We start from the raw sequence: 9,117 nt of genomic DNA on the forward strand, positions 1-9,117 counted from the left end.
TCTTGCTTCAATAACCTAAAGGTGGACCAAATGGCACAGAACACTTTGCGGCTCGTAGAGGATAAAGCAGTGGATAAAAGCAAGGCACTCGAAGCGGCACTCTCCCAGATCGAGCGCTCCTTCGGCAAGGGCTCCATCATGAAGCTCGGCTCGAAGGACAGCGTCGTCGAGATCGAGACGGTGTCGACGGGCTCGCTCAGCCTCGACGTCGCGCTCGGCATCGGCGGCCTGCCCAAGGGCCGCATCATCGAGATCTACGGTCCGGAAAGCTCGGGCAAGACAACGCTGGCGCTGCAGACCATCGCCGAGGCCCAGAAGACGGGCGGCATCTGCGCCTTCGTCGATGCCGAGCACGCGCTCGACCCGGTCTATGCCCGCAAGCTCGGCGTCGATCTCCAGAACCTGCTGATCTCGCAGCCCGACACCGGCGAGCAGGCGCTCGAAATCACCGACACGCTGGTGCGCTCCGGCGCGATCGACGTGCTGGTCGTCGATTCGGTCGCCGCGCTGACGCCGCGCGCCGAAATCGAGGGCGAGATGGGCGAGAGCCTGCCGGGCCTCCAGGCGCGCCTGATGAGCCAGGCGTTGCGCAAGCTCACCGCCTCGATCTCCAAGTCCAACACGATGGTGATCTTCATCAACCAGATCCGCATGAAGATCGGCGTCGTCTACGGTTCGCCGGAAGTGACGACGGGCGGCAACGCGCTGAAGTTCTATGCTTCCGTCCGCCTCGACATCCGCCGCATCGGCGCCGTCAAGGAACGTGACGAGGTGATCGGCAACCAGACGCGCGTCAAGGTCGTCAAGAACAAGATGGCCCCGCCCTTCAAGCAGGTCGAGTTCGACATCATGTACGGCGAGGGCGTCTCCAAGACCGGCGAGCTCATCGACCTCGGCGTCAAGGCCGGCATCGTGGAGAAGTCCGGCGCCTGGTTCTCCTACAACAGCCAGCGCCTCGGCCAGGGCCGCGAGAACGCCAAGACGTTCCTGCGCGACAATCCGGATCTCGCCCGCGAGATCGAGATGGCGCTGCGCCAGAATGCCGGCCTGATCGCCGACCGCTTCCTGGAGAACGGCGGGCCGGATCCGAACGACGCCGACGACGCGGCCGGCCTGTAATCGCCGCGCAACGTTTTCGCAAAAACATGAAAGACCGGCCTCTTCTTCGCGGAAGGCCGGTTTTTTGATGTCTGGACAGGGGCCGAGGCGGGCGATAAAAGCCTTCAGTTCTCGCGCGCGCCAAGGTTTTCGACCTTTCCGCATCCAGGCGGCAGGCGCGGGCAGTTTCGACGGAATTCGCGGAAGGGCGACCTTGAGGGGTCTTCCGGGCGGGCACTCCGGCCGGCGAGGCGGTTTCGCCATCGTTGCAGTGATATTGGGTGGGTGATGCGCCGGTCTTCCGGCGCAAAAGGGCACAGATGAAGGACGCGATATGAGCGGCGTGAATGAGATCCGGTCGACTTTCCTCGACTATTTCCGAAAGAACGGCCACGAGGTCGTGCCGTCCAGTCCGCTCGTGCCGCGCAACGACCCGACGCTGATGTTCACCAATGCCGGCATGGTGCAGTTCAAGAACGTCTTCACGGGCCTGGAATCGCGTCCCTATTCCACTGCGGTCACCGCACAGAAATGCGTGCGCGCCGGCGGCAAGCACAACGACCTCGACAATGTCGGCTACACCGCGCGCCACCACACCTTCTTCGAGATGCTCGGCAACTTCTCGTTCGGCGATTATTTCAAGGAGCGCGCGATCGAACTCGCCTGGAACCTGATCACCAGGGAATTCGGCATCGACAGGAACCGCCTGCTCGTTACCGTCTACCATACGGACGACCAGGCCTTCGACCTCTGGAAGAAGATCGCCGGCCTCGCCGACGACCGCATCATCCGCATCCCGACCAGCGACAATTTCTGGGCGATGGGCGATACCGGCCCGTGCGGTCCCTGTTCGGAGATCTTCTACGACCACGGCGACCATATCTGGGGCGGCCCGCCCGGTTCGCCCGAGGAGGACGGCGACCGCTTCATCGAGATCTGGAACCTCGTCTTCATGCAGTTCGAGCAGATCACGAAGGAAGAGCGCGTCGACCTGCCGCGCCCGTCGATCGACACCGGCATGGGCCTGGAGCGCATCGCGGCTCTGCTGCAGGGCAAGCATGACAACTACGACATCGACCTCTTCCGCGCGCTGATCGAGGCCTCCGTCGAGGCGACCGGCGTTCCGGCCGAGGGCGAGGCCCGCGCCAGCCACCGGGTCATCGCCGACCACCTGCGCTCCGCCGCCTTCCTGATCGCCGACGGCGTTCTGCCGGCCAAGGATGGCCGCGGCTACGTGCTGCGCCGCATCATGCGCCGCGCCATGCGCCATGCGCAACTGCTCGGCGCCAGGGAGCCGCTGATGTGGAAGCTGCTGCCGACGCTGGTCGGCGAGATGGGCCGCGCCTATCCGGAGCTGCAGCGCGCCGAAGCGCTGATCTCCGAAACGCTGAAGCTCGAGGAAACCCGCTTCCGCACCACGCTGGAGCGCGGCCTGACGCTGCTGTCCGACGCGACGACGACGCTGCACAAGGGCGACACGCTCGACGGCGAGACCGCCTTCAAGCTCTACGACACCTACGGCTTCCCGCTCGACCTGACGCAGGACGCGCTGCGCGGCCGCGGCATCGGCGTCGACCTCACCGGCTTCACCGACGCGATGGAACGCCAGAAGGCGGAAGCGCGTGCCCATTGGGCCGGCTCCGGCGAGGCGGCGACGGAAACCGTCTGGTTCGAGCTGCGCGAGAAGCTCGGCGCGACCGAATTCCTCGGCTACGACACCGAGACGGCCGAGGGCGTCGTCCAGGCGATCGTGCGCGAGGGCAAGACCATCGATCAGGCCGCGGCCGGCGACACGGTGCAACTGGTGCTGAACCAGACGCCGTTCTACGGCGAATCGGGCGGCCAGATGGGCGATACCGGCACGATCACCACCGATGCGGCGCGCCTGCGGGTCACCGACACGCAGAAGAAGGGCGATGGCGTCTTCGTGCACAGCGCGGTCGTCGAGGAAGGCACGATCAAGGTCGGCGATGCGGTCGCGCTCGCCGTCGATCACGCCCGCCGCGCGCGCCTTCGCGCCAACCACTCCGCCACCCACCTCCTGCACGAGGCGCTGCGCGAGGTGCTCGGCACCCACGTCGCCCAGAAGGGTTCGCTGGTCGCGCCCGAGCGCCTGCGCTTCGACGTCTCGCATCCCAAGCCCATGTCGGCGGAGGAACTGCGCGTCATCGAGGACATGGCGAACGAGATCATCGTGCAGAACGCCCCGGTCACCACCCGCCTGATGACGGTGGACGATGCGATCGCGGAAGGCGCCATGGCGCTCTTCGGCGAGAAATACGGCGACGAGGTGCGCGTGGTCTCCATGGGCACCGGCCTGCGCGGCGCCAAGGCGAACCGGCCCTATTCGGTCGAGCTGTGCGGCGGCACGCATGTGTCGGCGACCGGCGAGATCGGCCTCGTGCGCATCCTCTCCGAAAGCGCGGTCGGCTCCGGCGTGCGCCGCCTCGAAGCACTGACGGGCGAAGCGGCCCGGGCCTACCTTGCCGAACAGGACGAGCGCGTGAAGGCGCTCGCCACGACGCTGAAGGCGCAGCCGGGCGACGTGCTCGCCCGCGTCGAGGCGCTGGTCGAGGAACGCCGCAAGCTGGAACGCGAGCTGACCGAGGCGAAGAAGAAGCTGGCGCTGTCGGGCGGCACTGCCGGCGGCGATGACGGCGTCCGCGAGGTGGCGGGCGTGAAATATCTCGGCAAGGTCGTCACCGGTGTCGAGCCGAAGGACCTGAAGAGCCTTGCCGACGACGGCAAGAAGAGCCTCGGCTCCGGCATCGTCACCTTCGTCGGCGTTTCGGCCGATGGCAAGGCGAGCGCCGTGGTCGCCGTAACGGAAGATCTGACCGGCCGCTTCAGCGCCGTCGATCTCGTGCGCCGCGCCTCCGAAGCGCTCGGCGGCAAGGGCGGCGGCGGGCGTCCCGACATGGCGCAGGCCGGCGGCCCCGATGGCGCCAAAGCGGGCGATGCGATCGAGGCGGTCGCCGGCGCCATCGCCGGCTGATCGGTCCGGCCGGAACGCGAAAGGATCACGGCGGCGGGCTTCGGTCCGCCGCTTTTGTTTGCGAAGTCTTCAGGGTTTGCCCCTAGCATTCTGCGCGAGCGGAGTGCTTGTTTTGATTGAAGACTTCATCAGTATTTCAACCTTGATGGTCTGTACCTTCCTGGCGACGACCGCCGTCGGGATCTTCATGCTGCAGGTTTGGCTGACCGACCGGCGGCACAGGGCGGCCGGCTATTGGTGCCTGTCCATGTGGGTCGGCTCGCTCTGCACGCTGCTGTTCGCGCTGCGTCCCATGGGCCTGCCCCTCCTGACCGTCGGCCTCGGCAATGCGCTCGCTGCCTTCGGCTATGCGTTCATGTGGGCCGGCTTCCGCGTCTTCGATCGCCGCCGCGTTTATCTTTCCGTCGTTCTGGCCGGTCCCGTCCTCTGGAGCTGCGTCTATCTTCTCGTCCCGCAGGTGTCGGAGGATGTGAACAACCGCATCATCGTCAGCTCGATCATCATCACCGCCTATTGCCTGTGGATCGGTGTCGACATCTGGCGCGGGCGCCGCACCGAGCCGCTGCCGACCCGCATGCTTGCCGCGGCCTTCTTCGTCAGCCACGGTATCATCTATGGCCTGCGCATTCCCATGGCGATCGTCCTGCCCACGGCGTTCGGCCACGGCACGGCCTATTCCGCCTGGTTCGCGCTCTTCTCGCTGGAGCTCTTCGCCCACACGATCCTGGCCGCCGTCGCCATGCTGGTGCTGATCAAGGAGCGGGGCGAGGCGCTCTACCGCCAGGCCTCGCGCACCGATGCGCTGACCGGCATCGCCAATCGCGGCTCGTTCCTGGACGACATACAGAAGCTGCTGGCCGACCGGCCGCAGGGCACGCTGATGATCTTCGATCTCGACCGGTTCAAGGCGATCAACGACACCTACGGCCATGTCGCCGGCGATCTCGTGCTGAAACGGTTCGCCGCGCAGGTCGCCGCCCGGCTGGAGGCGAGCATGCTGTTCTGCCGCTTCGGCGGCGAGGAATTCGCGCTCTTCGCGCCAGGGCGCGATGTGGCCGCCGCCGAGCCGTTTGCCGAAGGGCTGCGGCGCGCGGTGGAGGCCCTGCCGGTGCCTGCCGGAGACCAGGAGATCGCGGTCTCGGTCAGCATCGGCCTTGCCGATGTCGCGACCTTCGGGCCGGATTTCGACCGTCTGCATTCGGCTGCCGACGGCGCGCTCTATGCGGCCAAGGAGGCCGGCCGCAACCGGGTGAAGCGCGCGGCGCCTTCGCTGGGGCTTGCCGATGTCGCCGGGCGCATGAGAGCCTCCACCGCCGCGGACATCGCCCGCGCCGGCGAGGGCGCGTCGCGCTCTTTCAGCGTCGCGCCCTGATCTTCCGCCTGTCGTTCTCGCAAACCGCCGCACGCCTTTGCGCGGGCGCGCTTCAGTGCGCCGCCGCCGCGATCTCGTTCGTCGCGCTCTCCACCGTCGCCGCGAAGGTGACGCGCGGGGCGTGCAGCTCGTGGGCTTCCAGCAGGCGGCGCATGTCGGGCTTAAGCCCGGTGATGAAGACGCGCACGCCGGCCCGCTCGGCCTTGCGCACCAGGCCCTCGATGACGCTGGCGGCGGTGGAATCGAGCAGCGGCACGTCGGAGCAGTCGAGCACGAAGTTGCGCCGCTGGTCGGCGATGCGGTCGAGCACCGTGCCGACGCTGGCCGCCGCGCCGAAGAAGAAGACGCCGCTGATGCGGTAGATCACCGTGTCCGGATCGTCGCCGGCGACCGGCCGCTCGGGCAGGCCACTGTCCTCGCCGGCATTCTCGATCGCCCGCACGACGCGCGGCACCGTCTCCTCGCGGATATCGACGGACTTGCCCATGCGGTCGATGAACAGCACCGCGCCGAGCAGGAAGCCGACGACGATGCCCTCCGTCAGGTCGCGGAAGACGACGAGCAGGAAGGTGACGACGAGCACCGCCGCATCGCCGCGCGAGGAGCGGAAGAGGGCGGCGATGGCCGGGCGCTCCACCATGTTGAACGCGACGACCGCCAGCACACCGGCAAGCGCGGCGAGCGGGATATAGCTGGCGAGCGGTGCGGCGACGAGCATGAAGAGCAGGAGGAAGAGCGCGTGCAGCATGCCGGAGACCGGGCTGGTGGCGCCGGAGCGCACGTTCGTGGCGGTGCGCGCGATGGTGCCCGTCACGCAGATGCCGCCGAACAGCGCCGAGCCGACATTGGCGACCCCCTGGGCGACCAGTTCCATGCTGGAGCGGTGCCTGCGCCCCGTCATGCCATCGGCGACGACGGCCGAGAGCAGCGATTCGATGGCGCCGAGCAGCGCGAAGGCGACGGCGTCCGGCAGCACGGCGAGCACGAGGTCGGGCGAGAAGGAGGGCAGCGCCGGCAGCGTCAGGCCGCGCGGAATGCCGTTGAAACGGGTGCCGATCGTGTCCGCCGGCAGGGAGAGAAGCGCGGTGGCGAAGGAGGCGATGGTGACGGCGATGAGCAGGTTCGGCCAGCTCGGGCGGAAGCGGCGCAAAAGCAGGATGACGGCGATGGTGAGCCCGGCGACGCCGAAGGCGGCCGGGTTGAAGGTGGGGCGGGCGGCCCAGAGCGCTTCGAGCTTCTCGACGATCGGTCCCGGCTCGCGCCCGTCCAGCTTCAGGCCGAACAGTTCGCCGATCTGGCTGGCGAAGATGATGAGCGCGATGCCGGCCGTGAAGCCGACCGTGACGGGATAGGGGATGAACTTGATGTATTTGCCGAGCCTGAGATAGCCGGCCAGCGCGAGAAAGAGGCCGGAGAGCAGCGTGGCGAGCAGCAGGCCCTCGACGCCGTGGCGGGCGACCGTGGCCGAGACGAGCACGATGAAGGCGCCGGCCGGCCCGCCCACCTGGAAGCGGCTGCCGCCGAGCGCGGAAACCAGGAAGCCGCCGATGATGGCGGTGTAGAGGCCGCGATCGGGCGTCACGCCCGAGGCAATGGCGATCGCCATGGACAGCGGCAGCGCGACGATCGCCACCGTGAGGCCGGCCAGCGCATCGGCCTTGAAACGCGCGGGGCCATAGCCCTCCGCGAAAACGGTGGCGAGCTTCGGCGTCAAGGTATCGGTCATGGGTGCCTCGGAAGGCCGGAGGAAGAAGGAAAGGGGCCGGCGACGGCATCTCACGCCGAGTCGCCCGTTTTTGCAATGGCACAAGGCAAGGCCATGCATAAATTGCAGGGCACGGCAGAAGCGCAGGATTTGTGAAATCGCTTCGTGCTTGGTTGAATGCGTTCCGGCGAGAGGGAAACGGCATGAGCGAGAGCGAGATCTGGGCGGCCTATGAGAAACGCCTGCTCAGGGTTTCCGCCTATATCCACGAGCATCTGGAAGAGGATCTCGACCTCGACCGGCTGCCGGAGATCGCCTGCCTTTCGGCCCATCACTGGCACCGCGTCTACCGCGCCGTGCACAACGAGACGCTGGCGGCGACCGTCCGCCGGCTGCGTCTGCACCGTGCGGCGGGCGACCTGGTGCGCAGCGACCGCACCGTCCGGGACATCGCCGCGCGCTGGGGCTATCCCAACCTCCAGTCCTTCACGCGTGTCTTTGCGGCCGCCTACGGCCTGCCGCCGGCACGCTACCGCAGGGAGGGCTCCCACCGCGCCTACGAACCCGAAAACGCCAAGGAGTCTTCCCGCATGTTCGACGTGACCATCCGCACCATCCCCGGGCAGAGCCTGCTCGCCATTGCCCATACCGGGTCCTATATGGGCATCGGCAAGGCCTTCGAGACGCTCCATGGCACGCTCTTCTCGCGCAACCTCTTCCGCCCGGACATGCGCATGATCGGCGTCTTCCTCGACGATCCCGATCTCGTGGCGGAGGAGGAGCTTCGTTCCTTCGCCTGCGTGACGGCGGGCGAGGACGTTCCCGCCGAGGCGCCGCTCGTGCGCCGAACGCTGGCAGGCGGCGACCATGCGGTGCTGCGCCACCAGGGCCCCTATGCCGATATGGGCGTGGCCTATCGCTGGCTCTACGGCACATGGCTGCCGGCGTCCGGCCGCTCGATCCGCGACGAGGTGATGTTCGAGGCCTATCTCAACAATCCGCGCGAGGTGCCGCCGAACGAGCTTCTGACGGAAATCTGCCTGCCGCTCCAGCCGGCGGCCGAAGCCGCGGCCTGAACGGCAGGGGGCGGGCGGTAAGCCCGCCCTAACCCTTGGCCGCCTGGAGCTGGCGGTGCATCTCCTCGTCGTCGAGGGCGGTCGCGCGCTTGCTGGCCGGCCGCTCCTTCAGGCGGTCCCAATAGGCCTTGAATTCCGGCCGGGGCTCCAGCGAGCCGAATTGCAGGCCCCAGCTGATATGGGCGCCGACATAGACATCGGCGGCGGTAAAGCTCTCGCCGGTGATGTAGGGCTGGCGCGTGACGGCCAGCGACAGGCTGTCCATCACCGCGCCATAGCTGCCGCAGCCGATGCTGCGCTCGCGCTCCCTGGGAACCTCGATGCCGAAGGCCTTCAGCGAGACCGCCATTTCCAGCGGGCCGGCGGCGAAGAAGAGCCAGCGGTAATAGTCGCCGCGCTTCTCGACCGGCGGGGCGAGGCCGGCTTCGGGGAAGGCATCGGCGAGATAGGCGCAGATCGCCGCCGCTTCCGTCACCACGGTCTCGCCGTGGCGGATGGTCGGTACCTTGCCCATCGGGTTGATCGCCAGGAATTCCGGCGACTTCATCGAGCCGTCGAAGGTCAGCCATTCGATGCGGTAGGGCGCGCTGACCTCCTCCAGCATCCAGCGGGCGATGCGTCCGCGCGACATCGGGTTGCTATAGAAAACCAGTTCCTCGGCCATGCCGTCCTCCTCTTGCAAGCGCGGTCGGGAGGATAGGGCAGACGGATCCCGCCGCAAGAGGCCGCAACGAAAAAGCCCGGCGCTCGGCCGGGCTTTCCCTGGTCTTTCTGGATCAGGCCGCCATGGCCTTCCTGAGGTTCTCGTCGATCTTGTCGAGGAAGCCGGTGGTGGAGAGCCACGGCTGGTCGGGACCGATGAGGAGCGCGA

At 67.5% G+C, this 9,117-nt stretch carries 6 protein-coding genes; 4 read left to right on the forward strand and 2 right to left on the reverse strand.

Features of this window, described 5'->3' with window-relative positions; translation table 11 throughout:
* The first annotated feature begins 30 nt into the window (after positions 1-30).
* The 3 genes from recA to EV665_RS20030 all read left to right on the forward strand — a co-directional run bounded on the left by recA (position 31) and on the right by EV665_RS20030 (position 5,465).
* On the forward strand, positions 31-1,119 hold the full coding sequence (gene recA / locus EV665_RS20020) for a recombinase RecA (protein WP_064330012.1): 1,089 nt from the start codon (positions 31-33) through the stop codon (positions 1,117-1,119).
* Positions 1,120-1,432: 313 nt separating this feature from the next.
* A complete protein-coding gene (alaS, locus tag EV665_RS20025) occupies positions 1,433-4,093 on the forward strand; it encodes an alanine--tRNA ligase (RefSeq protein WP_133035418.1) in 2,661 nt (886 codons plus the stop codon).
* Positions 4,094-4,238: 145 nt separating this feature from the next.
* Positions 4,239-5,465, forward strand: coding sequence for a GGDEF domain-containing protein (locus EV665_RS20030; protein WP_245507774.1), 1,227 nt, complete (start codon positions 4,239-4,241; stop codon positions 5,463-5,465).
* Positions 5,466-5,517: 52 nt separating this feature from the next.
* Here EV665_RS20030 and EV665_RS20035 read toward each other — a convergent pair whose 3' ends face one another.
* On the reverse strand, positions 5,518-7,191 hold the full coding sequence (locus tag EV665_RS20035) for a SulP family inorganic anion transporter (protein ID WP_133035420.1): 1,674 nt from the start codon (positions 7,189-7,191) through the stop codon (positions 5,518-5,520).
* A gap of 182 nt (positions 7,192-7,373) precedes the next feature.
* On the opposite strand from EV665_RS20035, the gene EV665_RS20040 reads away from it, so the two are divergent.
* Complete coding sequence (locus EV665_RS20040; protein WP_133035421.1) at positions 7,374-8,246, forward strand: AraC family transcriptional regulator; 873 nt, start codon at positions 7,374-7,376, stop codon at positions 8,244-8,246.
* Positions 8,247-8,274: 28 nt separating this feature from the next.
* Here the strand turns inward: EV665_RS20040 and EV665_RS20045 are convergent, their stop codons facing one another.
* Positions 8,275-8,910: a glutathione S-transferase family protein gene (locus EV665_RS20045; protein ID WP_133035422.1), complete on the reverse strand. Its 636-nt coding sequence runs from the start codon at positions 8,908-8,910 to the stop codon at positions 8,275-8,277.
* Positions 8,911-9,117 lie beyond the last annotated feature (207 nt).

This window comes from Shinella granuli (assembly GCF_004341885.1).
Classification (GTDB): Bacteria; Pseudomonadota; Alphaproteobacteria; order Rhizobiales; family Rhizobiaceae; genus Shinella; species Shinella granuli.

Bases quoted from the DNA above. Each gene is read 5' to 3' on its own strand.
- recA (WP_064330012.1), top strand. From the start codon at position 31: ATGGCACAGAACACTTTGCGGCTCGTAGAGGATAAAGCAGTGGATAAA.
- alaS (WP_133035418.1), top strand. From the start codon at position 1,433: ATGAGCGGCGTGAATGAGATCCGGTCGACTTTCCTCGACTATTTCCGA.
- EV665_RS20030 (WP_245507774.1), top strand. From the start codon at position 4,239: ATGGTCTGTACCTTCCTGGCGACGACCGCCGTCGGGATCTTCATGCTG.
- EV665_RS20035 (WP_133035420.1), bottom strand. From the start codon at position 7,191: ATGACCGATACCTTGACGCCGAAGCTCGCCACCGTTTTCGCGGAGGGC.
- EV665_RS20040 (WP_133035421.1), top strand. From the start codon at position 7,374: ATGAGCGAGAGCGAGATCTGGGCGGCCTATGAGAAACGCCTGCTCAGG.
- EV665_RS20045 (WP_133035422.1), bottom strand. From the start codon at position 8,910: ATGGCCGAGGAACTGGTTTTCTATAGCAACCCGATGTCGCGCGGACGC.